Here is a 23,516-nt window from a genome sequence, read left to right on the forward strand (position 1 = left end):
TCTGCGGGAGGGGTGGTGGTGACCCGACCACCCACCCCCCACACCCCCCTCGGCGGGAACACCTCAGGTCGGGGGGTAGGCCGTGTGCTCCCTCTCCCCCCCCCCCTCCCCGCGGCCGGGGACGGCGCGCAGAGCGACGCCGTCCCGGCCGTCGAGCTGAGCAAGCTGAGCCGGGGCGAACAGGCCATCGCCAAGGTGCTCAAGCAGGCGCCCAGCAACAAGGACAAGTTCGCGTGCTTCCAGCGCGGCTACAGCGACGGCTTCGTCGCCGACATCACGGCCGTGCGGGCCGCGCTCAAGGCCCGCGTCGAGCAGCTGCGTGCCGCGAAGGACGCGAACGGCCACGCGCTTTCGGCCAAGGAGGCCAAGGCGCTGGCGGGCAAGGAGACCCAGCGGCTCACCCTGGCCAACGCCGCCCGCACGCAGGTCGACGGCAAGGAAGCGGGGCTGGACGTCAACGTCGGGCTGCTGGTGCAGGTGCAGATCGAGAAGTACCAGTCCGGCACCCTGCTGCTCGTCGACAAGGCGCTCAAGGAGCTGCAGGAAACCAAGTGGGACGACGAAGAGGGCAAGTTCAAGGACAAGGCGATCAAGGACCTGAGCGCCGCCACCACGGTCGTGCTCACCGCCTCCGCCGCCCTGAAGGTGTTCAGCCGGGACGTCGTCAAGATGAGCCCGGAGGACCGGGCGAAGCCGGAGACCGAAGCCGCCCTGTTCGACCTGATGATCGCGTTCACCGAAGCGGTGGGCAAGCAGGGCCGGGCGATGACCAGCGCGGGCGAGCAGGTCGCCGCCTGGGCCCGCTGGGCGACCAAGACCCTGCTCAAGGAGAACTTCAACACCATCTACCCGAAGCTGGGCGGGGCGCTGCTCCTGCTGCGCACCGGGGTGTCCGTCGCGCAGGTGACGTTGGACTTCTTCCCGCCCTTCAACGCCATCGGCACCGCGCTGGGGGTCGCCGACCAGGCGTTGGAGTTCGGCCTGACCGAGCTGGTCGTGTGGCGGGACAAGCAGAGCCTGGAGATCCAGCAGCAGTACGCGGGCCAGGAGTTCGTCACGCCGTGGGAGGAGCTCAGCGTCGCGGCCAAGGCGGTTTCCGGGTTCTCCGAAGGCAAGCAGCTGCTGTGGGACAACCTGAAGAAGTACACCGAAGACCTGCCGGCCGAGGCGGTCAAGAAGGTGGCTTCGATGAGCGTGGACGGCCTCGCCAAGGTCACTGACATCTCCCCGGAGCGGCAGTACCAGCTCAAGGCCGGCGCCGAAGGCGTCATCGGCGCGCTCAACAGCAACAAGGAGAAGATCCTGAGCCTAGACGGGGTCGAGGCGACCCTCACGGTGACGGGCGTGATCGCCAAGGCCGCCGGGGACGCCGCGGGCCCGCTCGGTGCGGTGCTCGCGCTGGCCGAGACGGGCATGGACGTCATCGACTTCCTCGCCGACCAGAACAAGGTCGCGCGGAACAAGGCCGGCTTCAGCGACGAAGACGTCGCGGCGATCCGCACGTTGATGGCCGACAAGGAGCACAACCCGTACCACACCGCGTTCACCTCGGGAGAGTTGCAGCTGGACCCCAAGACCGACCCGGGGTTCATCACGGGCACGGTCGCGGGCACCCGGATCAAGATCACCCTGGGCGCGAACCCGGGTGTCGTCAACGCCGACCCGGCGCAGCTGCTGCACCGGCTCCGGCAGTTCGTCGTCGGCGAGCTCGGCGCCGAGCTGGTCCACGACGGGCGCGAGCTCGTCGTGGACTGGTCCACTTTGGACCTGGTTGCCGACGACCACCCGCGGTACCACCTCAAGGTGGCGGTGCGGTTCATGATGGGCCGCATCGCGCACCCCGGCACCGCGGAGCTGACCTACGACATGCAGGGGATGTTCACCACGGTCACGAAGGTGACCGGCGAGTTCCCGGCCGACCCGATCCAGGCCAAGCTGGCCAACGCCCAGGACGCGCTGGCCGGCGGCACCGCGGCCGACGTGATGGCGGTCATCACCGACGACGACCTGGCGGCGAAGTTCACCGCCGGCACCCCGGTCACCGCCGACGGCGAGAAGTACACGATCAGCGGCGGCATCACCGGCACCGAGCGCGACACCGCCGCGGGCGTCATCCGGTTCCGCGTCGCCGGGCGCTCCGCCGACCGGCGGCCCCACGAGCTGACCCTGCAGTTCTCGGTGGACGGGCGGCTGGAGGTGCTCGACGCCGTGCCGGAACCCGACCCGCTGGAGACCCTGGCGGCCGACGCCGGCGCGATCCTGAGCACCGACAGCCTGGAGAACCGCCTGTCGGGCCTCACCCTCGGGTTCTCCGCGGGCGGCGCGACCGGGCAGTACACCCTCGACGCGGTCAAGGGCGCCGTGCGCAAGAACGGCGGCATCGAACTGGTGATGACGGCGATCGCAGGCAGCTCGGCCAAGGCCACCGTGACGGTGTTCTGCCTGCCGGGCGACGCCCCCGAGGTCACCGCGGCCGACCCCTCCCCCGCCGAAGAGCGCAAGGCGGCGAACCGGGCCAAGTTCGTCGCGGGCTCCGCGAGAAAAGTCGACCTGACGGCCCTCTCCCACTAGCCGACGCACGTCAACGGAGGCACCATGACCAGCACCGAAGAAGCCGTCGCGGACGACCCGGCCGTCCTTCCCCCGGACCTGTCCGAAGCGGCCGCCACCGCGCTGCGCGAACAGCCCACCTTCGCCGCCCTGCTCGACCCGAGCGACACCACGTGGACCGAAGAGGGACCCGGCCGGTACGCCGTGCTCGTGGCCCCGGACGTGGCGGGGGTGCTCGACGCCGCCGCGGGCCGGTTCATCCCGGACGACCCCGAGCAGGTGCGCCTGCTGCTGGCCGAGCGGATGGCCGCCACGGTCGGCGGGACCCCGGTGGCCGGCGGCGCCGGCGACCGGGTCGTCGACTGGACGACGCTGCAGATCACCGACGAGGCGGGCGGCGTGCTGACCGCGACGGCCACCACCGTGGCCGACGCGGCCGACGGCGACGCCGTCCACGCCGTGCGGCTGTCGATCGACCTGGCCCTGCAGCCGACGGTGGTCACCGAGCAGCTCGTCGCCGGCGGCGCGTTCGAGGCGGCGCTCGACCAGGCCATCGAGGTGCGGGAGGCGCAGGCCGAGGCGGCGGTCGCCGAGGAGATCCCCGCCGCGGAAGCCGCTCCTGCCGTCGACGCGGCGTACCTCGGCGGGTACTACGGTGAATCGGCCTTTCCGTTCGACGGCGACAACTTCGTCTTCGACTGGACCACCTGGACCCACGACCAGACCACCCCCGACGGCACCGTCGGCTTCACCGCCCACGCCACCGCCACCGACGGAAGCACCTACGACACCTACGCCTGGTTCGATCCCGCCGTCGGCATCAGCATCGTCCGCGCCGAAGCCCTCGCCGTCGACGCGGCTCCGGCCGTCGACGCGGCCTATCTCGGCGGGTACTACGGCACGTCCGCGTTTCCCTTCGACGGCAACAACTATGTCATCGACTGGACCACCTGGACCCATGACCAGACCACCCCCGACGGCACCGTCGGCTTCACCGCCCACGCCACCGCCACCGACGGAAGCACCCACGACACCTACGCCTGGTTCGACCCCAACGTCGGCATCAGCATCGTCCGCGCCGAACCCCTCGCCAGTGCCGAAGACGCAGCACCGGCCGCCGACGAACCGGTGGCCGACCCGCGTGCGGAGTTCGAGGCGCTCACCGGGCAGCTGCGCGACCGGTGGCGGTCGGCGGGCAACCGGCTCGAGGAGCTGAACGGCAAGGCCTACGACGTGCACGGCTGGGTCGAGGGCGAGCCCGGCTGCGAACTGGTCCACCAGAGCTTCGACGGCGAGTGCCACCTGGCCGAGCTGGGCGCGCACACCGACGGCGACGCCCGGCCCGTCACCGTCCTGCTCCGGATCCGCGACGCGGAAACGGTCTGGGCGGACCGCGAAGACGACCGGTACTGAGCCCGCGCAAGCGAAGGAGTGGCCGTGAACCGGCTGTGGAAGCTGCTCGCCGTCCTGCCGCTGCTGGCGGCGGGCACCCTGGTCGTGACCCCGGCGGTCGCGTCGGCCACCGGACCGGCGCCGGTCACCGCCGAGTCCCCGGTGTCCTACCGGGACGCCGTCTACGGCGACTTCCTGCACGTGGGCAACAGCATCCTGCGCTGCCCGGCGGCGGGCGAGGACACGCGAGGCGGTGGCACGGCGGCGGACTGCGCCGCGATCACCGCGGGCGGCACGACCCAGGGCCCGGCCGGGTACAACAACGGCTACGCGATGCGCCTGGCCGACGTGGACGACGACGCGGCCACCTTCGACTCGACGCGGGCGACGCTGACGGTGCCGGCGGGGGCCACGGTCGCCTACGCCCAGCTGACGTGGGGCGGCCACACCGGTGGCTTCTTCTCCTCGCTGCTGCCCAACTGCTCGGTTCCGGTGCTGGGCAGCGCTTCCCTCCCACCGGCGCCCGCGGCGTCGGGACCGCGCCGGCAGCAGGTGCGCCTGGCCGTCGGCGACCGGCCCTCGGCGCCGGTGCCGCTGGTCGCCGGGCACTACCGCGCGAGCAACGGCGTGCTCGACTACGCCGAGATGTACTCGGACTGGTCGGACGTGACCTCGCTGTTCGGCGCGGTCCCGACGGGTCGGCCGACCACCGTGACGGTGGGCAACGTGTGGGCGCCCAGCGGGATCGGCTGCGCCGGCGGCTGGTCGCTGACAGTGGTGTTCGGCTTTCCCGGGCCACAGCCGGACTACCCGGCACCACGCGCGGTCGCGGTCTACAACGACCACCTGCGCGCCGGCCCGCTCCGGGAGGAGAGCCTGACCGCGGCCTTGCTCGGCGGGCACGCCTCCACCGCCGGGGTGCGGATGGCCGTCACCGCCTTCGACGGCGACCGCGGGCTGGGCGAGGAACGCCTGTCGGTCAACGGCGTGGACGTCGTCGAGCCCTGCGCACAACGCTCCACAGTGGACTTCTTCGGTTCCTGCGCGCAAGGTGCCGTGGATCCGGTCGATCCCACGCGCGCGGCGGTGGCGAACAACCTGAGTGTGGACGCCAAAAGCTTCGCCCCGGGTGGGCTGCAGGACGGGCAGTCCGCGGCGGTGGTACAGGTCTCGTCGAGCACCGACGTCACCACCGTCGCGGAGCTGGTCGTCAGCCAGGCGATCCGGCCGCAGCTGGCCGTTTCCGTGCAGGGCCAGCAGACGCCGGTGCGCCAAGGCGACGTGGCACCGTTCTCCGTCGCGGTGACCAACACCGGCGACGTCGGTCTGACCGGCCTGCGCGTCACCGACAACGCCGGCACTCCCCCGCAGCCCGGCGAGTCGTGCGCCGCGCCACCGAGTGCCGTTCTGCCGCCGGGGGCGAGCGTCACGCTGAGCTGCACCCGGGTGGCGCGACAGGATCCGCTGCACGAGGAGGTCACCGCGACCGCCGACTACCTGAGCGCCGTGCCCGCGGGCACCGCGCGCTCGGTGAGCGCGACCGCCGCCGCCGACACCGCGGTGATCCACTCCGACATCGGCGTCACCCGCGTGGCCGACCGGCTCGTGGTCCGCGACGGGCAGCCGGTGACCTTCACCGTGACCGTCACGAACAACACCCCCGACAACACCCTGCAGACCTTGCGCTACACCGATTCCACGACCGGCGATTGCGCGGACCGCCCGCTCGACGACCTCGGGCCCGGGCAGAGCACCACGTTCACCTGCACGGTGGCCGCGGTGCACGAGAGCTTCACCAGCTACGGCGTGCTGCAGGGCACCGACCGCACCGGCACGGCGTTCCCACCGGTCAGCACGCAGCAGGCCGCCGTGGTGGTGATCCACCCGCAGCTTTCCGTCGCCGAAACCCTGAGCCCGGACACCGTCTACCGCGGCTCGCCGGTGACGGCGAGCTTCACCGTCACCAACACCGGCACCCAGCCGCAGGAACGGCTGACCGGGGTGACCGTCACCGATCCGGCGCTGCCCGGCTGCGCCCCCGAACCGGTGCCCGTGCTGGACGCGGGCACGGCCGTCACCCTGACCTGCGAGGCGCGTCCGACCGCGACGGCGTCCACCGCCGCGAAGGCGACCGGCACCGACGAGACGGGCGCGCCGGTGACCGCCGGAACCACGGCGACCGTCACCGTGCTCGAGCCGCCGCTGACCGTCGAACGCGCGGCGGACCGGACCACCGTGCGCGCGGGTGGCCCGGTGACGCTGACCTACCGGCTGCACAACACCGGCACCACGGACCCGCTGTCTTCGGTGACGCTGACCGACCCGGCGGCGCCGGACTGCGCGCCGCCACAGCCGATCGACTCTCTCGCGGCGGGCGCCACCGCCACCTTCGACTGCGCCGTGGCCCTTGCCGCGTCGGTGGACAGCGTGCCCGTCGCCACGGCGAAGGACCCGCAGGACCGGCCGATGTCGGTGACCGCGGCTCCCCTGCCGCTGACCGTGCTCAACCCGGCGCTGATGATCGGGGTGTCCGCCGGGTCGCCGCAAGCCGCGGCCGGCGCGGACGTCGAGTTCACCGTCGCGGTCCGCAACACCGGCGACGTGGCGCTGACCCTGGCGGTGACCAACGACCTGGCGAGCGCGTGCGACTTCACCGTGGACGAGCCCGACGGCCTCGCCGCGGGCGCGGCCCGGACGCGCCAGTGCACCGTCCGGGCGGCGTCGGCGGGCAGCCTGCGCGACACGGCGAGCTTCACGGCGAGCCCGGTCGCGGCGGCGCACGACACCGGCGCCCCGCTCACCGGCCAGGCCCAGGCCACGGTGCCCGTCACCGGCTCGGCCGGCGACGGCACCGGGACGTCGACCACGTCACCGGGCACCCCCGGAACCGGGACCGCGGGCGCCACCGGCACGGCCACTTCCGGCACCCAGACCGGAGTGACGGGCCCGGAGAGCGCGGGCACCGTTCCCGGCGGCGGCACGGGCAAGGACGACCCGGGCAAGCCCGGAAAGCTGGCCTACACGGGTGTGTCGGTCGGCCCGCCGATCATCCTGGGCACGGGCGCACTCCTCGCCGGCGTCGTACTGGTGGCCGTGGCCCGGCGCCGCTCCCGCGGCCGCTGATGGACTTCGCCCGGCGCCGAAGCGCCCCAATGTGGCCTTCGGTGCGTCTGACGCACCGAAGGGCCCCTTGGGTGCGTGTGACGCAACCAAGGCCACATTGGGGTGCTCAGCTTTGCGGGGTTTCGCGGGCCGGCAGGACCGTGCTCGCCCAGACCGCGATCTGCGCCCGCCGGCCGAACTCCAGCTTGCTCAGGATGTGCTCCACGTGGGACTCCGCGGTGCGCAACGCGATCACCAGCGTCGCCGCGATCTCCTTGTTGCTCAACCCCTTTGCGACCAGCAACGCCACCTCCAGCTCACGCGGGGTCAGCGGGTTGGCCACGGGCGGGCGGTCGCGCGGCGCCGGCACCGCGACCTCGGGTGCCGGGCCCGCCAGCACCTCGTCCACGGTCGAGCGCAGCCCGGTCGCGTAGTGCTGCTGGTAGACCTCTTCGCCGAGGTCCGCGCGCACGGCCGCCGCGTACCGCAGGTGCGGGACGTGCACGTGGCGCAGCCCGCTCAACGCACAGCCCGTCGCCCGCCGAGCCGCCTCCGCCGCGCCGAACGCGATCGCCGCCGTCACCGGGTCTCCGCGCTCGGCCCACGTCCAGGCGTAGGTCTCCAGCGCCATCGCGGTGAGCACCTTGTCCCCGCGGGCGGCGCGCACCCCCAACGCCGAACGCAGACTTCGCGCGGCCACCTCGTGGTCGCGGTGCTTCCACCGGTCCAGCCCGTGGCACCAGAGCCACCAGGCGTGCGAGGTCGGCGACCGCCTCGGTTCGGGCTGGACCGCCCCGGACGCGACCGCGCGCGCCCCGGCCGGGTCGCCCCCGAAGCAGCGAGCCATGGTCAGCTGGGCGAAAGCGAGCTGTTCGGCGGCGGTGTCACCGAGCTCCCGGTGCCGGTCCACGGCTTCGGCCAGCAGCTTGGCGCCGTGGGCGAAGTGACCGGCGAACACGCGCGCGAGCCCGCTGTACTGGACGGCCAGCGCCCGGCTCGGGGCGTCCCCCAGCTCTTCCGCCAGCGTTCGGCACTCGCGCAGCAGCCGGCCTGCCGTGGTCCGGTCGCCCTGGACGAGCGCCGCCCAGCCCGCCGTGGCCAGCGCGCGAGCCCGGACCACGGTCCGGCCGGGGGCGTTGACCAGCGCCCGGTCGAGCCAGCGCCGCGCCTCCCCGAGCGTCGCCCACGCCCGCCGGTGGTCGCACAGCGCGATCACCATCTCCAGCGCGGCCTGCCCGCCGTCGTCGTCGGCCAGGCTGAACTCCAGCGCCGCCCGCAGGTTCCCGCCTTCCACCTGGAACAGGGCGGCGATCCGGCTCTGGTCGCTGCTCATCCACTCCGAGCCGGCCCGCCGGGCCAGTGCGCGGAACCAGTCGCGGTGCGCGCGGAGCACGCCGGCCCGGTCCCCGCTCTCGGCCAGCCGGTCCTGGCCGTAGTGCCGGATGGTCTCCAGCAGGCGGTAGCGCACCTGGCCGTCTTCGGTGTCGGCGCGGACCACGACCGACTTCTCGACCAGCCCGGTCACCAGGTCGTCCACGTCGTCCGGGGCGAACCCTTCGCCGCACACCGCGGTCGCCGCGGCCAGGTCGAACCCGCCGGAGAACACCGAGAGCCGGGCCCAGACCGTGCGTTCGGCGTCGGAGCAGAGCGCGAAACTCCAGTCGATCAGCGCCCGCAGCGTGCGCTGGCGGGGCAGTGCGAGCCGGTTTCCCTTGGTGAGCAGGCGGAAGCGGTCGTCGAGCCGGTCCAGGATCTGGCCGGCCGACAGGGCCCCGAGGCGCGCCGCCGCCAGCTCGATCGCGAGCGGGATGCCGTCGAGACGGCGGCAGAGCCGGGTGACCGTCTCGTAGTTGGTGTCGGTCACCTCGAAGCCGGGCCGGATCGCCGCGGCGCGGGCCGCGAACAGGCTGACCGCGTCGTACCGGCCTAGTTCGGCCGCGCGAGCGGGAAGACCCGGCGCCGGCACACCGAGCGGGGCGACTTCGTGGATGTGCTCCCCCAGGATGCCCAGCGGCTGTCTGCTGGTGCACAGCACTCGGATGCCCTCGCCGTGCCGCAGCAGCGCACCGGCCAGCTTCGCGCACTGGTCCAGCAAGTGCTCGCAGTTGTCCAGCACCAGCAGCACGGACCGGTCGGCGAGGAAGCGCCGGAGCCCCGGGCCCAGCCCGTGGCGCGGGTCGTGTTCGATGCCGAACAGGGCGGCCAGCTGTTCTTCGACCGACTCGGCGACCCCCAGGTCGCCGAGTTCGAGCAGCCACACACCGTCGGGGAACACGTCCGGCACCGAGGCCGCCACCCGCAGCGCCAGCCGGGTCTTCCCGACCCCGCCGGCCCCGGTGAGGGTGAGCAGCCGCGTCCGGGACAGCAGCGTCGCCACTTCGGTCAGTTCGGTGCGCCGGCCGACGAAACTGCTCACTTCCGTCGGCAGGTTGCCGAGGTGGCCGTGGTCCGTGTCCGGCTCGGGCAGGGGCGGGAGGTCGTAGCGCGGGTGGCGGTCCTGCTCGCGGGTGCCCGGCGCCCACATCCGGGGCGCGCCGCGGCCCCTGCCGTGGAGGTGCGCCCCGTGCTCGGGTCCGTGTCCGGTTTGCCGGATCGCGGCACCGTTCCCGTCTCTGCCCGTGTTGGTTTCCTGCACGCTGTCTATAACGACGAAAGGACGAACATGGACGGACCATTCGGCGTAAACTTTGCGTGACGAAACGCCTTTCTCTCCAGCATCCGGGTGAACAGCACCCCCTGTTCAGCCGTCAGCCGGTCGGCGGGCACTCGCCTGCCACAGGCTGTCCGCTCCCGCCGCCCAGCAGGCCGCCGAGAGCCCCGGTGACCGTCGTGACGGTGCACGTGATCAACCCGGTCACCGGATCGAGCACCGGCACCGCGGACGCCGGGGGCGGCAGCGGGGCCGAAGTCGTGGGCGGGGCCGGGCGGGTCCCGGAGGTCGGCGGCGGAGCGGGCACGGACGTCGGCGGAACCGGAGGCGTGCCGGCCGGCGGAACGGGCGACGGGACCGTGGCAGGCCCCGGAGCCGTCGCCGGAGGCAGGAGCACCGGCGCGCCCTGCGGCGCCGCCGCGGCGGCGAACCGCGGGTCCGGGCCTTCCGCGACCGCGCCTTGGTAAACCAGCATCCAGGACAGCACCTGGCGCAGGTAGGCAGCCGAGTGGTTGTAGCTGAGCACCGCCGAGTCCAGTCCGGCCGCCGAACGCAGGTCGCGGCCGCCCGCGCAGAGGTACCGCCCGCTCGCCTCCACCGCGTCGGCCACGTTCTCCGGATCGGCCCGGCCGTCCCCGTTGCCGTCGGCGGCCCAGCGCCGCCAGGTGGACGGGATGAACTGCATCGGGCCCACGGCCCGGTCCCACGCGGCGTCCCCGTCGAGCACGCCGCCGTCGGTGTCGGCGATGGCCGCCGTGCCGGCCCGCCCGTCGAGCACCGGGCCGAGGATCGGGCTCAGCGCCGTTCCGGCGGTGTCGACCCGCCCGCCCCGGGCGTGGCCCGACTCCACCTTTCCGATCGCGGCGAGGAGGGCGACCGGCAGCCCGCACGCCGGGGTGTCGGCCGCGAGCCGAGCGGCTGCCCGCTGGTAAGCCGCCAGCACGACGCCCGGAACTCCCGCCGTCGCACCGGAACCCCCGGGCAGGCCCGGCACCTGCGGGCCGGCCGCCAGCGGGATCGGGACACCGGCGAACGCGGGCAGCGGGAACTGCGGCACGGTGCCGCCGTCCACACCGTAGGGCGCGGTGGTGTCCCCGGCGGGGCCGGGAGCCACCGGCGGGGTGTCCGGCCGCCGCTCGACGCGCGCGTCCGCGGCCGGGGTGGCGTCACCGGCTCCCGCGCTCAACGCGGTGACGGCCAGGACGAGCACGGCGGCCAGGTGGGTGGTGCCCGCCGGGAGGCGCACTCGGAACGGCCTGCGCACTGGGGACATCTGTGGTCCTTCCGGAAGAGGTGACGCTTCGAGTGGACCACCGGCGACGGCCGGTGAGCGCGGTTGGCGGAAACCCGGCCCCCGTGGCAGCCCCGGCTTGCCCGCGAGGGTCAGATCAAGCCGCCCTCGAGGGCAAAGGCGATGGCGTGCGCGCGGTTGCGCAGCTGGAACCGGTTGAGCACGTCGTGGGTGACCCGCTTGATCGTCCGCTCCGAGTAGGCGAGCTTCTCCGCGATCTCCTTGACCTCGAAGCCTTGGGCCACGAGGCGCAGCACTTCGGTCTCGCGATCGGTCAGCCCGGTCAAGGCCATCCCGCGGGGCCCGAGCACCTGGTTCTGCAGCCGCGCCACCTGCTCGAACAACCGGCCGACCATGCGCGGCGAAAGCACGCCGCCACTCCCGGCGACCTGCGTCACGGCCGCGACCAGCCGTTCGGGTGTGGCCTCCGCGCGGGGCACCACCCCACCCGCGCCGGCGCCGATGCAGGCGATGAGCGCGGGATCGTCGATGTCGGCCGGCACCAGCAGCACCCGGCCGTGCCCGGTGCTCGCCCCGCTCGCCTCCCGCACCAGGACCAGCAGCGCTTCGGTCACCGCGTCCCCCACCACGATCGTCACCGTGCCCGCGGGCGCGCCCGCGGGCCGGTCCACCAGCGACACCTCCGGCCGGGGCCGCAGCTGCCCGGCCACTCCCGAAACCAGGATGGGGTCGAATCCCTTGACCAGCACCGGTATCCGCTCCGACATCTCGCTCCCTCAGATCGCCGGCAGTGCCCCCACGCGCACCGCCGTGGCCGACGACGGGTACGACTCTGGCACCGGTGGCACCGCGACCGGCACGGGGAAAACCCCGAAAGATCGACCTGAACCACGGATGCTTCTCGGGGCTATCCCCGATGCGGGCCCGGGCGGGCGATGATCAACGGACTGCACCTGCGTGCGGGCGACACCTGCCGAGGTGACCGCCGATTCAGGCTCCGGCAGTGGCTTGCCGAAGTCTCGATACTCGTCAACGCGCTCCGGTCTGCTGTGCTTCCCGGGCTCAGGGCACATCCGGCGGGTGGTCCACGAAGTCCTTCACGACTCCGGTCAACCGGTCGACGACCGTCTCGACGAGGGCCAGTTCGGCTTCGGTGTAGCCGGCCAGCGCGGCGTTCTGGCGTTGCGCGAGAGTCGCGAAGAACGCGTCGGCGGAGGCGTGGATGGTGGGCGTGGAGTGCAAAGTGACCACGCGGCGATCGCTGTGGCCGCGGGTGCGGACGATGTGGCCCGCGTCTTCGAGCCGGTTGAGCAAGGTGGACGTGGCTCCGGTGGTCAGCACGATGTGCTCGGCCAGCCGCGCCGGCGTCATGGGGGTGCCCTGGTCTTCGGCGGTGAGGATCGCGACCATGGCGGCGGCGTCGGTGGTGTGCATCCGCTTGGCGCGGGCGAAGAGCCTGCCCAGCTCGTCGCCGGCCGCGGCGAAGTTCCGCAGCTGAGGCACGACGCGCTGGTGCGGCGTCCGTTGTTCGTCGGCCATCGACCCTCCTTGTGCGAGTGGCACCATATCACTCCGTGAAGTAACTTGATGATGTAACTACTTCATGATGGAGGATCACCCGTGTCCGATCAGACCCGTCCCCGCGTCCTCGTCACCGGCGGGAGCATCGCCGGCCCCGCCCTCGCCTGGGGCCTGGTGCGTGAGGGTTTCGAGCCCGTCGTGCTCGAACGCTCGCCACGGCGCCGCAGCGCCGGGCAGAACATCGACATCCGCGGGCTCGGCCACGAGATCGTGGACCGCATGGGTATCCGCGACGCCGTGCTCGGCAGCCTCACCGGTGAGGCCGGCACCCGGTTCATCACCGAGACCGGCGACGTCTACGCCGAGGTCGCGCGCCAGGAAGGCCGCGATGGCCCCACGGCCGAGCTGGAGATCCTGCGCGGGCAGCTCGCCGGCATCCTGCTCGACGCGATCGCCGAGGACGTCGAGGTTCGCTACGGCGATTTTGTCGCCGGCGCGCACCAGGACGCCACCGGTGTCGACGTGCGGTTCGACTCCGGTCGCTGGGAACGGTTCGACCTGGTGCTCGTCGCCGAGGGCCGCAGCTCGCGCACCCGGCGGCTGCTCCTGGGCGAGCGGACCAGCTACCGCGACAAGGGCTTGACCGTCGCCTTCGGCACGATCGACCGCCGTCCGGACGATGACGACTGGTGGTACTTCATGACCACTACGCGCGGCCGCGTGATCACCGCCCGGCCCGACAACGTCGGCACGATCCGGGCCAGCCTGAGTTTTCCCTCTGGGTCCGCGGAGTTCGAGACGCTGCCCGCCGAGGCCCGGATCGACCACCTGCGTGAGCGGTTCCGCGGCGCCGGCTGGCAGACCGAACGCATCCTAGACGGTTTCGCGGCCCGGCCCGAAGAGTTCTACACCGACCGGTGGGGACAGGTGGTGATGTCACGGTGGAGCGAAGGCCGGATAGGGGTGCTCGGCGACGCCGCGTGGGGATCGGGGCCCACCGGAATGGGCACCACCCTGGCGCTGGTCGGCGCGCACGTGCTCGCCGGCGAGCTCGGCCGCAGCCTGCGCGAACCGGGCGGCACCCACACCGGTGCGTTCGCCCGCTACGAGCGGCTTCTGCGAAGCTACGTCGACAGCGCGCAAGGTCTCGCACCGGGTATGCCCCGGCTGATGCACCCGATGACCCAGGCCGGTTTGGTCGCCACCCGGGCCCTCCACCGCGTCGTCACCTCCAAGGCGCTGCGCCCCGTCGTGGAAAAGGCGGTGATCACGACCCAGAAACACGAGCCGCGGCTGCCCGAGTACCCGAGGCTGCGCGATCCCGCAGCCGTCTGACCCGGGTCTCGCGCCCGCCTCGGGTGATCCGGGGCGGGCGATCCTGCCGCAACGAAGATCACCGGATCGCGACCACCGTCGGCCACTCAACGAGTCAAGGGCTCACCACGTCGTCGTCGATCGCGGCTCCGGCGACCGCGTCCGCGATGTTCTTGCCCGGGGTGGCCGTCAGCCAAAGGCCGACCGCGAACTCCCGGCGCCGGTTCTGCGACTCCGGCACGAACGCGTACAGGTGCGCCCGGGTCTGCGGCCACGGGCGGTACCAGGTTCCCTTGACGATCGGCCCGTCGTGGCGGCCGTCGGTCACGTTCCAGTAGCCACCGGACCGGACGTCGATCGCCCGCAACCGCCAGGCGCCCTCGTCGAGGCATTCCGGGTCCGGGCCGGTCGAGGTGAACTCCGCCGTCTCCGAGTCGATCTCGCCCACGATGTCACCGATGCGGGCCCGGTGCAGCCGCGCCGTCGCGCTGCCCGGCACCGGGCTGCTGTAGGCCATGTTGATCTCGCTCAGCCGGATCCCGCGAGAATCCTCCTGCAGCGCTTCGCGGTACTTCGCCGCGTCGGCGTCGTTCTCGTCGACCGGGACGAACCGGGTGCCGTCGTCGTAAAGCCGGCCTACGGTTCCCCGGCGGCGGGTGAAGAAGTACGGCCCCTCCGGGCTGTCGATCGGTCCGGACAGCAGCGTCAGCTTGCGGCCCAGCCCGTCGACCTTCGGCCGGGGCCGCTCCGCCACCGAGCCGGGCACCACGACCCGGACGCTGCGGCGGACCTGGGCCGCGGCGATGACGCTGTTCATCATCCCACGCAGCCGGGCGCCGTCCACTCGCTGGGCCGGGTCCACCGGCAGCGCACCCATGATCATCTTCAGGACGTCGTTGACGAGGGTCTCGCGCACGGCTTCGGTGGTCCAGTTGACGACGTCCACAACGGCGAGCACGTCACCCTTGATCTTGTCTTCCATGGTCTTGAGCAGGTCCTTGTGGAACCGCTTGAAGATCTCGAACCCTTCTTTGCCCTTGCCTTCGGCCAGGTCCAGCCGCTCCTGCTGGTACTGCTTGACGGCGCCGAGGATGATTTCCTTGAGCGCGGCCCAGATCTTGTCGACCGGCGCGTACGGGATCCACGCGGTGCCGACGCTGACCACCGGCTCGACCAGGGCGAGGATCAGCTCGATCTCCGCATTGGCCTTGTCCCGCAGCAGTTTCGCGATCAGCAGGCTGTCCTTGTCGTGCTCGCCGAAGATCCGGTCCGAGCTGTTCGCCTTGTTGAACTCCGCGATCTGCCGGTCGGCGCTGGCCGACAGCAGCATCCGGTCGACGACGGCCTTGCCCGCCGTCGCCGCGACCATGCTCCACTTGATCCCGGTGGCGGCGGCCTGCGTGTGGTAGTCGGGCACGTTGCTCAGGACGTCGCCGACCCGTGCGGTGTTGGCGATCCCGTTGTCGAAGACGAGGAGGGCCGCTTTGAGCGACTGGTGCGCCACGTCCGGGTGCTCGTTGACCCAGGCCTTCACGGCCTCGTACCGGATGACCTCCAGCGCGAGGGCCAGCAGCTCGTCGGACCGCATGCCGAACTGCTCGACGAACGTCAGGTTCACCGTGAAGAACCGCGCGAGCTTGAGGTTGAGGTCCTCGTCCTCGACCAGAACGTCGCCGTCTCCGGGCGTGGCCCCGTACCGGTTGACGAGCTCGCGCGCTTCCGCCACCCGGCGCTGTGCCTCCTGGGTGTGGGTGACCGCCTTGTCGGTCGCCTGCAGCAGGCCCTTCCCCGAGCCGGTCTTCACGATCATTTCCACGGCGCCCAGGTCGCGCACCGAACGCGCAGTGGCGGCGTAGGTGCTCCGCTGTTCTTCGAGTACGCCGATCAGCCCCTCCAGGGTGTCGATCGCGGCCTGCCGCCGCACCGGCTCGGCCGACCTGATCACCAGGGCCACCTGGAAATCCTGGGTCAACCCGAGCAGGAAGTCCTTCTTGTCGAGGGCCTGGGCCACGGCGAAGTGGTGCATGTCGAAGAGCTCCCGGCGCACGGCCCGGCCGGCGTCGATGATCTTCGTGAACAGGTGCTCCTTCTTCTTCTCGGCCTCGGGCCCGGAAGCGGTTGCCGCTTGCTTCGCGTGTGTCATGTCGTCCCTCGCTCGGATTTCGTCGTTCGGCTCGTCAACAGGTCACGCCTCGGTGAGGACCCGGTTCAGCACGTCCGCCACGTCCTCCGGGCTGAGGTCGGCGAACTCTTCGGTCACCAGCTCGGGTTTGACGACCGTCTCGAAGAACTGCCGGAGCCGGTCCTGCTCGGCCTTCGCCGCCCGGGCCTGCGCCAGCGCCAGGTCGACGTCTTCTTCGGCGGCGGTCGCGGTTTCCGCGACCGGTTCGGGTTCGGGGACCGGCTCGGGTTCGGGAGCCGGGGAGGGTGGGACCCCGAGCCCGGGCAAGGCCGTCGTCAGCCACGGCGCCAGCGCCTCCGGCGTCGAGCGCTTCCACTCCGGCCACCACGCGTCCAGCTGCCCCGGCAACCACGTCCGCCACTCACCACGCACGCTCGTGAAAGACGCGAGGACCGTGCGCTGGTCAGTGGTGACCCACCCGAGGTCCGCGACGCTCACCGCGGCCGGCGGGGTGCCCAGCCCGGGCAGGGCCGTCGTCAGCCACGGCGCCAGCGCCTCCGGCGTCGAGCGCTTCCACTCCGGCCACCACGCGTCCAGCTGCCCCGGCAACCACGTCCGCCACTCACCACGCACGCTCGTGAAAGACGCGAGCGCCGTTCGCTGGTCAGCGGTGACCCACGCCAGGTCGGTCACCGCCGCGACGGGCACGGCGGCCGGCACGGCGGCCGGTGCGATCGCGGCGCGGTAGTGCCCCGGCAGCTCACGGCCCAGTTCGACCAGCTTGCCGACCGTCTCCCACGGCGCCCCGGACTGGTCCTCGACCACCTTGGCGAACGTCTCGACGTCCGCCGGTGACGACCACCCGGCCCGCACCTCCGCCAGCAGCTCGGGCCAGCCACCCTCGGCCGCCGCGGTGCTGCGGTGGGCCTGGCAGAGAAGCTCGAACCAGTGCTCGGCATCGGCCGGGCGAACGGCCGTGAGTGCCGCCTTGACTGCTTGATCCATGTTCGGCGATCCCTTCCGTGGTAGAACGTTCAGCGGTGCTCAGGGTCCGATGAGGACGGTCGCGGTCGCCTGGACCGTGCCCGTCGGCAGTGGCGCCGGGTCGTTGCAGGTCAGCACGCGGTCGCCGGCGCGGGCCGCGGGTTTGCCCCCGATCAGGACGGTCACCCCTTCGGCGAGCACCGTGCCCTGATCCGTCGGCTGGGTGGCGAACCGGCCGGTGGGGGCCACGTGCGGCGGCAGGTTGCGCGCCGTCGCGCCCAGGACCGCGGCGGGCTTGCCGCCGATCAGCACGGTCGCGCAGCACCCCTCGGTGATCCGGCCGGTGAACGGGAGTGACGTCGGGGTCGGCACCGGCCCACCGGAGGACGGCACCAGGACGACGTGGACGTCGGTGCCGATGACGGCGTCCCCCTGCGCTGCCGCGGGTTTCCCCATGGTGGTCCTCCTCAGCTCTCGTGGATGACGCCGTGAGGCCGGCCGGCCCGGCGCCCGTCGGGTGCGGCGGGTGCCCCGCCGCGGCGCACGCCGAGATCAACGCGCTCCGGCGGCGTCGCCACGTCGGCGAGCACCGGTGGGACGTACGAAGCGATCAGCACAACGTCGAGCGCGAAACGGGCCTGCGCGCCGCAGGGATCCGCGGTGGGGACGTCGGGGTGAGCGAACTCGAGTGCGATCGGGACGTCCCCGTCGAGGGAGGTGCCGTCCAGGTGCCGCCGCGGGACGACCGGGTGAGCCACGCAGGTGCGCAGCACGGCGTCCAGCAGCCCGCGTTCGGCCTCGGCGTCGGCGGCGTCGGCCGTGACCCGGTAGTGGAACCGGAAGCGCCGAAGCGGCGCCTGCCGCCCGGCGACCCGGCCGTTTTCGCGCCGGTCCTGCCAGGCCGCCGTCCGGGCCGTGAGGTCCTCCCGGACGTCGCGCGGAACCAGGCTCACGACCACGCCGGTCGTGGCCGGCTCCCGCTCCGACCGTCCGATCCGGACCGTCGCCGAACCGGGAAGAGCGTTGCGCAGCAACGACTTGAGCACCGCGTCGACATCGGACAACATGGGCCGATCCTGACATCGGGAAGGTGCTCGACGCGAAGCACCCGAGCCAGCCGATGAGGCACACGAAGCTGCCCGATGGTGTGGGCCGCGAAGCCTCGCGACCGGGGCCGGGCCACGGCAGAGTCGGCGACGTCGAAACGCATCCCTGGAGGGCCGATGCCCAGTTACCTCTCCCCCGGCGTGTACACGGAGGAAGTGTCGTCGGGGTCCAAACCGATCGAAGGGGTCGGGACGGCCATCGCGGCGTTCGTCGGGTTCGCCGAACGCGGCCCGGTCCACGAACCCGTGCTGGTGACGAACTGGACCCAGTTCACCCGGGAGTTCGGCGGCTTCGTCCCCGGCACCCATCTCGCCCACGCCGTCTACGGCTACTTCCTCAACGGCGGCGGGTCCGCCTACATCGTCCGGATCGGTGCCGGGGACGCGGCGGGGCAGACTCCCGGCCCGGCTCCCGCGACGGAGCTGGAAACCGACGGTGCGGGCCGGCCACTGGCCCTGCGGGCGGCCGCGGCGACCGGCGGCGACCCGGTCACCGTCGAGGTCGAACCCGCCTCCGAGGGCGGCGAAGACTCCTTCAAGCTGGTTGTCCGCCAGGGTGAAGCCGAGGAGACCTACGACAACGTGACCGTCCGGCGCGGACCGTCCCACGTGGTCACCGCCCTGCGCCGGTCGAAGCTCGTCGCCGCGGTCGACGGCAAGGCCGGCACCCTCGCGGCCCCGAAGGTGGGGGCCCGGCTGGCGCTGGCCAACAACGCCGCGCCGGCACAGACCCTGCGCGCGCAGGACTACATCGGTGACCCCGACGACCGGACCGGGTTCGCCGGGTTCGAGGCGATGGACGACGTCACGATGCTCTGCGTCCCGGACCTGATGAGTGCGCGGGCCGCCGGGATGATCGACGACGCCGGCGTGAAAGCCGTGCAGCAGGCCATGATCGCGCACTGCGAGCTGATGGCCGACCGGATCGCCGTGCTCGACCCGCCGCCGGACCTCACCCCGCAGCAGCTGAAGCGCTGGCGGCTCGACACCGCCGGGTACGACTCGAAGTTCGCGGCGCTCTACTGGCCGTGGCTCACGGTGGCCGACCCGCTGACGGGCCGTCAGGTCACGGTGCCACCGAGCGGCCACATGGCAGGCATCTGGGCACGCAACGACGACACCCGCGGTGTCCACAAGGCACCGGCGAACGAGACGGTCCGGGGCGTGGTCGGCCTCGCCGGCAACCTCACGCGCGGAGAACACGACCAGCTCAACCCGATCGGCGTCAACTGCGTCCGCGCGTTCCCCGGCCAAGGCGTGCGGGTCTGGGGCGCGCGGACGCTGTCCAGCGATCCGGAGTGGCGGTACCTGAACGTGCGACGGCTGTTCAACTTCCTCGAGAAGTCGATCCTGAACGGGACCAGCTGGGTCGTGTTCGAGCCGAACGACCGTTACCTGTGGAGCTCGGTGGAGCGCACCATCAGCATGTTCCTGCGCCGGGTCTGGCGTACCGGCGCGCTGTTCGGCACCTCGCCGGAGGAGGCGTTCTACGTCAAGTGCGACGAGGAGAACAACCCCGAGGAAAGCCGGGACGCGGGCGTGCTGGTCGTGGACATCGGGGTGGCGCCGGTGAAACCCGCCGAGTTCGTGGTGTTCCGGCTGTCGCAGCTGTCCGACGGCGCCGCGTTGCAGGAGTGAGCCGTGGAACCGACGAGCCTGACCACGACGGGCCTGCCGTTCGTCGAGCCGGTCAGCGCGGCCCGGTTCGTGGTGTCCTGCCAGGGCTGGACGACCGGCGTCGGGTTCTCCGAGCTCGCCGGCTTCTCCTCCGGTGTCGAAGCGCTCGAGTACTCGCACGCGGTCCGGCTGGGCAACGTGCGGACCAAGCAGTTCGGCCGCGCGACCCCGCCGACCCTGGTCCTGAAACGCGCGCTCGACTCGGCGGGTTTCGCGCAGCTGTTCGCCTGGCACACGCTGGCCAGGATGAACAACCCGCTGGCGAAGGTCGCCGCGGAGTTCGTGATGCTCACCGCGGCCGGCCTGCCGGTCGCCGCGTGCGTGCTCGACAACGCCTGGTGCGCCCGGCTCGAACTGGATCCGGCGCAGGCCGGCGCCTCGTCGATGGTGCTGATGAAAGCGACCATCGAATGCGACGACATCACCATGACCTGATTCATTCTCCGGAAAGGAGCACACCGTGGGTTCCGGCACCATGCAGCAGCAGGTGATCAGCGCGGCCCGGTTCTTCATCGAATTCGAGAACCTGGGCAAGATCGCCTTTTCCGAACTGTCCGGCATCACATCCAAGGTGAGTCCGCAGGAGTACATCTTCAACGACGAGAAGGGATTCACCCACCACACGAAGCAGTTCGGCAAGACCGAGCCGCCGACGATCACGCTCAAGCGCGGTCTCGACGCGGACGGCAACGCCAAACTGCTCGCCTGGCACGCGATGGCCCGGCACGGGATGCCCGGCGCCCGCAGCAGCGGGTTCCTCACCGTGCTCGACGCGTCCGGCGACAACCAGGCCCAGATCGTCTACCAGATCGTCAACGGCTGGTGCTCCGAAATCGTCGTCAACGCGATGAAGGCAGGCGATTCCCAGGTACCGGCCATCGAATGCAAGATCGTGTGCGAGGAAATCGTCGTTCCGACCGTCAAGTGACCGTTCCGTCCCGACCAGGAAGGCGACGACGATGTCCACGTCTCTCTCCGGCGCGCCATCGGCCGCGTTGCGCACCGACTACCCGTTCGCGCTCCCCCGCGGTTTTGTCGACCAGGCGGGCGTGGTGCACCGGGAAGGCGTCATGCGGCTGGCGACCGCGCGCGACGAGATCAGCACCCAGACCGATCCGCGGGTGCGCCAGAACCCCGCTTACCTCACCGTGCTGCTGCTGGAACGCACGATCACCCGGCTCGGTTCGCTGCCCGCGGTCGACTCGCTGACCGTGGAGAGCCTGTTCGCGTCCGATCTCGCGTTCCTGCAGGACGTCTACCGGCGGATCAACCAGGACGGCTCCACCGAGGCGGATGTGCGCTGCCCGGCGTGCCGGCACGACTTCGTGGTGAACGTCGCCGGTGATGCGGCGGGGGAACGCTGACGGCGTACCCGGCTTCCCGGCTGTGGGAAGAGGTCGTGTACGTCGGCTACCACCTGCACTGGCCGCCCGGCGAGATCCTCGATCTGTCCCATGTGGACCGGTCGGCCGTGATCGACCGGATCGGCGCGTTGACCGGCAACGGCGAAAGGATGTGACTTCGGATGCGGTGGTCGTGGCCACGGGCGTTCCGGCGCAAGGCGGCGCCGCCCGCGACGTCGTCCGGCCCGGCCCGGCACTGGGCCGCGTTGCCGCCGACGCCGTACACGGTGTCGGTGGTTCCGCCGGTGCTCGCGCCGCTGCTGACCATGCCCGATGTCGCGGCGACCAGGTCGCACCTGACCCTGGAGCACCGGCCGGGCACCCCGTTCGACGCCCCGCCTCCGGGCCGCGTGGCCGGCTTGCTCGGCTCACGCGGGCCCGGACCGGCCACGGCCGAGGTCGTGACGCCGCCGATCGAATGGCCGGTGACGCCCCGGCCGGTGCCGGTGGTGCCGGAACCGGCGGCAAAAGCGGTGCTGACCACGGCGGACGAGGACCATCTGGGCGAGCCGCGGGAACCGGCGGCCCCGTTCACCAGCCTTTCGGACTTCGATCGCCTGGTGGCGCAGTACGAGTCGATGCCGATGGGCTTGGCGCTGCAGACCCTGCCGGCGTTCTCACCGGCGGAGTCCGCCGAGCCGGTCGAAGCGCCCCGGCCGGCGCCTCGGGCCCCGAGGCGGGCGACGCTGGGCGAGAGCAGGCGCCGCGGAATCGGTGGTTATCAGGCTCCGGTTGCGGTCCCGCCGGTCCCCGGCACCTCGGGCAGGGAGCCGGCGACCGGATTCGCACCAGGCCCGGATCCTGCGGCGGACAGAGAACGACCCGATCCCGTGCCGTCGGCCGGGGCTCGCTCCGAGAGTGCGGAGGAACCGGCCGGCCCCAGCCCCGCGCCGGACACCGCGGTGAGCGAGGACGACGCCGGTCCCAGGCCTCGGCTCGAACCGGACCACTCCGAGGTTCGAGCCGAGGCCGGACGCGGGCCGGGGGCCGTCCCCGGCGCTTCGGCGCAGCAAGGCGAACCGGGCCCCGGCACGGCCGACCGACGCGAACACAACGCCAACCCACGGACCACCCCCACCCACACCGAACCTCAAGACGGGCCCCAGCCGGAACCGTCGAGCGCCCCCGGCACCACGACCGACCGACGCGAACACAACGCCAACCCACGAACCACCCCCACCCACACCGAACCTCAAGACGAGCCCGGTCCCGGATCTCGCAGTGGCTCCGGTCAGGAAAGCTCCCACCCCGGGCCGCCGGGCCGCGTCGCGCCGCTGACCGGACCGGACCCGACGGTGTGGCCTCACGTCGCCGCGGGGCCGATCGCCGGTGCCGGGCCCGGACCCACGCGGACCGGCCGAGGCCCCGGGCCGGGGAACCGGCCCCGAGCCGGGGGCGGCTCCGCCCCGGCGGCGAGGGCCACCCCGCCGGTGGCCGGACTCGTGCCCGCGGCTCGCTCCGGACCGCCTCCTCTCGCCTCGTCAGGCGCACCCTCGGTGATCCGGCCGAACCCGGCCGACGAGCCGACGTCGTCGTTCGACGGCCGGCCCGGCCGGTCCGTGCCCCGTGCTGGTGCCGGCGGCGAGCCGAAGACCACGGTGGGCGAGGAAACGGCGGCACCGGACCGATGGCCCGCCTTCGGCAGCGCATCGGCTCCCGGACCCACGCCCCCGGCGGACTCCGGTTTCACGACCGACGCGCGAACGCACGGGAGCGAGCCCGCGGGAACGCCCGGCCTCGGAACCGAGCCGGTGTTCGCGCGGGAGCGCGGACCGCGAACCGCACAGTCCGGTGGTGACGCCGTGTCCGCGCTCCGGGAGCTCCGCGTCGCCGGGAGCCTGGCGCCCACGATTCTCCTGAACTCCGGCTTCGGTGGCGGAGCCCACCGAAGCGCGCTCGGCGAGGGGGCAAGAACCGGCAGTGGCCCCGAACCGGCGCGCGCTGCCGTGCCGCGTCCCGGCTCCGGAAGCGGTCCGGTTCCGTCCGGCAGCGGCCGCGCACCGGCGGCCGGCCCCGGCTTCGACGGCGCATCGGCGACGGCCGACGGTGGCGACCGGCCGATTCCCCTGCTCGGCAACGAAAGCGTGCCGTCGCCGGTGCTGTCCGGCACCGACGAGGCGGTCGCCCCCGGTTCGGACGGGACGGTTCCGGCGCCCGGGACACCGCCGGTCACCTGGACGGCCGAACACGGGTTCGCCGACCCGGCCGCACCGCCGCCCCGGCCGCGACCACCGGCGCCGGTACCGACCGCCACCGCACCGGAACCGGCCCGGACGACCGCAACCCCCGCCAGAACCCACGAACCCTGCTTCGACCTGACCGATGCCCAGGTGCTGGAGGACCTCGCCGGGCGGGTCTACCGGTTTCTGCGCACCACCCTGCGTGCCGAGCTCCTGATCGACCGGGAACGGTCCGGGCTGCTCGCCGATCCGAGATGAGGTGA

17 protein-coding genes are annotated in these 23,516 nt (G+C 72.4%); 9 read left to right on the forward strand and 8 right to left on the reverse strand.

Annotated elements, in window-relative coordinates; genetic code table 11:
* The first annotated feature begins 84 nt into the window (after positions 1 to 84).
* From ACZ61C_RS28935 to ACZ61C_RS28945, 3 genes are read left to right on the forward strand one after another with little or no spacing between them, the layout of a single operon-like run.
* Complete coding sequence (locus ACZ61C_RS28935) at positions 85 to 2,571, forward strand: hypothetical protein (protein WP_465310994.1); 2,487 nt, start codon at positions 85 to 87, stop codon at positions 2,569 to 2,571.
* 24 nt (positions 2,572 to 2,595) lie between these two features.
* Complete coding sequence (locus ACZ61C_RS28940; protein ID WP_465310995.1) at positions 2,596 to 3,963, forward strand: hypothetical protein; 1,368 nt, start codon at positions 2,596 to 2,598, stop codon at positions 3,961 to 3,963.
* Positions 3,964 to 3,987: 24 nt separating this feature from the next.
* Positions 3,988 to 7,065, forward strand: a complete 3,078-nt coding sequence (locus tag ACZ61C_RS28945) for a DUF7507 domain-containing protein (RefSeq protein WP_465310996.1) — start codon at positions 3,988 to 3,990, stop codon at positions 7,063 to 7,065.
* Positions 7,066 to 7,171: 106 nt separating this feature from the next.
* Here ACZ61C_RS28945 and ACZ61C_RS28950 read toward each other — a convergent pair whose 3' ends face one another.
* The 4 genes from ACZ61C_RS28950 to ACZ61C_RS28965 all read right to left on the reverse strand — a co-directional run bounded on the left by ACZ61C_RS28950 (position 7,172) and on the right by ACZ61C_RS28965 (position 12,485).
* Positions 7,172 to 9,568 (reverse strand): ATP-binding protein, encoded by a 2,397-nt coding sequence (locus ACZ61C_RS28950; RefSeq protein WP_465310997.1) that lies wholly within the window; start codon positions 9,566 to 9,568, stop codon positions 7,172 to 7,174.
* Positions 9,569 to 9,791: 223 nt separating this feature from the next.
* Entirely contained in the window at positions 9,792 to 10,967 is a 1,176-nt protein-coding gene (locus ACZ61C_RS28955) for a lytic transglycosylase domain-containing protein (RefSeq protein ID WP_465310998.1), read from the reverse strand.
* A gap of 110 nt (positions 10,968 to 11,077) precedes the next feature.
* Positions 11,078 to 11,713, reverse strand: a complete 636-nt coding sequence (locus ACZ61C_RS28960; protein ID WP_465310999.1) for a helix-turn-helix transcriptional regulator — start codon at positions 11,711 to 11,713, stop codon at positions 11,078 to 11,080.
* Positions 11,714 to 12,008: 295 nt separating this feature from the next.
* A complete protein-coding gene (locus ACZ61C_RS28965; protein ID WP_465311000.1) occupies positions 12,009 to 12,485 on the reverse strand; it encodes a MarR family winged helix-turn-helix transcriptional regulator in 477 nt (158 codons plus the stop codon).
* A gap of 81 nt (positions 12,486 to 12,566) precedes the next feature.
* On the opposite strand from ACZ61C_RS28965, the gene ACZ61C_RS28970 reads away from it, so the two are divergent.
* Positions 12,567 to 13,802 (forward strand): FAD-dependent monooxygenase, encoded by a 1,236-nt coding sequence (locus ACZ61C_RS28970; protein ID WP_465311001.1) that lies wholly within the window; start codon positions 12,567 to 12,569, stop codon positions 13,800 to 13,802.
* Between the two features lie 94 nt (positions 13,803 to 13,896).
* On the opposite strand, the gene ACZ61C_RS28975 is transcribed toward ACZ61C_RS28970, so the two are convergent.
* From ACZ61C_RS28975 to ACZ61C_RS28990, 4 genes are read right to left on the reverse strand one after another with little or no spacing between them, the layout of a single operon-like run.
* Positions 13,897 to 15,924 carry a hypothetical protein gene (locus tag ACZ61C_RS28975; protein ID WP_465311002.1) on the reverse strand — a complete coding sequence of 676 codons (2,028 nt, stop codon included), beginning with the start codon at positions 15,922 to 15,924 and terminating at the stop codon, positions 13,897 to 13,899.
* A 42-nt stretch (positions 15,925 to 15,966) separates the two neighbouring features.
* Entirely contained in the window at positions 15,967 to 16,908 is a 942-nt protein-coding gene (locus ACZ61C_RS28980) for a hypothetical protein (RefSeq protein WP_465311003.1), read from the reverse strand.
* A gap of 39 nt (positions 16,909 to 16,947) precedes the next feature.
* Positions 16,948 to 17,343, reverse strand: coding sequence for a PAAR domain-containing protein (locus ACZ61C_RS28985; RefSeq protein ID WP_465311004.1), 396 nt, complete (start codon positions 17,341 to 17,343; stop codon positions 16,948 to 16,950).
* 11 nt (positions 17,344 to 17,354) lie between these two features.
* A complete protein-coding gene (locus tag ACZ61C_RS28990; RefSeq protein ID WP_465311005.1) occupies positions 17,355 to 17,954 on the reverse strand; it encodes a Pvc16 family protein in 600 nt (199 codons plus the stop codon).
* A 156-nt stretch (positions 17,955 to 18,110) separates the two neighbouring features.
* Between ACZ61C_RS28990 and ACZ61C_RS28995 the strand changes: the two genes are divergently transcribed.
* The 5 genes from ACZ61C_RS28995 (at position 18,111) to ACZ61C_RS29015 (ending at position 23,511) form a co-directional block, all read left to right on the forward strand.
* Positions 18,111 to 19,631 (forward strand): phage tail sheath family protein, encoded by a 1,521-nt coding sequence (locus tag ACZ61C_RS28995; protein WP_465311006.1) that lies wholly within the window; start codon positions 18,111 to 18,113, stop codon positions 19,629 to 19,631.
* Between the two features lie 3 nt (positions 19,632 to 19,634).
* Entirely contained in the window at positions 19,635 to 20,105 is a 471-nt protein-coding gene (locus ACZ61C_RS29000) for a phage tail protein (protein WP_465311007.1), read from the forward strand.
* 25 nt (positions 20,106 to 20,130) lie between these two features.
* Positions 20,131 to 20,598, forward strand: a complete 468-nt coding sequence (locus tag ACZ61C_RS29005; RefSeq protein ID WP_465311008.1) for a phage tail protein — start codon at positions 20,131 to 20,133, stop codon at positions 20,596 to 20,598.
* Positions 20,599 to 20,629: 31 nt separating this feature from the next.
* Complete coding sequence (locus tag ACZ61C_RS29010) at positions 20,630 to 21,034, forward strand: phage tail assembly protein (RefSeq protein ID WP_465311009.1); 405 nt, start codon at positions 20,630 to 20,632, stop codon at positions 21,032 to 21,034.
* 1,841 nt (positions 21,035 to 22,875) lie between these two features.
* On the forward strand, positions 22,876 to 23,511 hold the full coding sequence (locus ACZ61C_RS29015; protein WP_465311010.1) for a hypothetical protein: 636 nt from the start codon (positions 22,876 to 22,878) through the stop codon (positions 23,509 to 23,511).
* Positions 23,512 to 23,516 lie beyond the last annotated feature (5 nt).

This window comes from Amycolatopsis sp. NPDC104587, assembly GCF_055583645.1.

Excerpts from the sequence above, each read along its gene's own strand:
- ACZ61C_RS28940 (WP_465310995.1), top strand. The coding sequence starts at position 2,596 with ATGACCAGCACCGAAGAAGCCGTCGCGGACGACCCGGCCGTCCTTCCC.
- ACZ61C_RS28950 (WP_465310997.1), bottom strand. The coding sequence starts at position 9,568 with ATGTGGGCGCCGGGCACCCGCGAGCAGGACCGCCACCCGCGCTACGAC.
- ACZ61C_RS28955 (WP_465310998.1), bottom strand. The coding sequence starts at position 10,967 with ATGTCCCCAGTGCGCAGGCCGTTCCGAGTGCGCCTCCCGGCGGGCACC.
- ACZ61C_RS28960 (WP_465310999.1), bottom strand. The coding sequence starts at position 11,713 with ATGTCGGAGCGGATACCGGTGCTGGTCAAGGGATTCGACCCCATCCTG.
- ACZ61C_RS28965 (WP_465311000.1), bottom strand. The coding sequence starts at position 12,485 with ATGGCCGACGAACAACGGACGCCGCACCAGCGCGTCGTGCCTCAGCTG.
- ACZ61C_RS28975 (WP_465311002.1), bottom strand. The coding sequence starts at position 15,924 with ATGACACACGCGAAGCAAGCGGCAACCGCTTCCGGGCCCGAGGCCGAG.
- ACZ61C_RS28980 (WP_465311003.1), bottom strand. The coding sequence starts at position 16,908 with ATGGATCAAGCAGTCAAGGCGGCACTCACGGCCGTTCGCCCGGCCGAT.
- ACZ61C_RS28985 (WP_465311004.1), bottom strand. The coding sequence starts at position 17,343 with ATGGGGAAACCCGCGGCAGCGCAGGGGGACGCCGTCATCGGCACCGAC.
- ACZ61C_RS28990 (WP_465311005.1), bottom strand. The coding sequence starts at position 17,954 with ATGTTGTCCGATGTCGACGCGGTGCTCAAGTCGTTGCTGCGCAACGCT.
- ACZ61C_RS28995 (WP_465311006.1), top strand. The coding sequence starts at position 18,111 with ATGCCCAGTTACCTCTCCCCCGGCGTGTACACGGAGGAAGTGTCGTCG.
- ACZ61C_RS29010 (WP_465311009.1), top strand. The coding sequence starts at position 20,630 with ATGTCCACGTCTCTCTCCGGCGCGCCATCGGCCGCGTTGCGCACCGAC.